Origin of the sequence: Glaciimonas sp. Gout2 (assembly GCF_035018905.1) — a bacterium.
GTDB lineage: Bacteria > Pseudomonadota > Gammaproteobacteria > Burkholderiales > Burkholderiaceae_D > Glaciimonas.
Map to the genome: position 1 here is coordinate 1 of NZ_JASJXA010000153.1, position 244 is coordinate 244.

A 244-nucleotide genomic window follows, 5' to 3' on the forward strand; every position below is an offset into this window, starting at 1 on the left:
CACTGGACCAACTCGGCATCGCCAGCCTCAACGTCAACAAAAAATCACACAACCAAACACTCGCCAATGGCAACCAGTTAGCCGACCAAGGCACGTATACCAAAACGGACGGCAGCACCGGCAACATGGGTGACGTGAATTTTGAAGAAGACGCCTTCCATCGGGAGTTTACTGATGAAGTCGTGATTGCCGATAACGTCAAAGACCTGCCCGATATGCAAGGCGCAGGCAAAGTGCGCGACCT

The 244-nt window shown here is 52.9% G+C and carries 1 pseudogene; it reads left to right on the top strand.

Annotation, left to right across the window (positions count from 1 at the left end):
- Positions 1–244: pseudogene (locus tag QN379_RS23565) on the top strand (hypothetical protein); the annotation flags it as partial.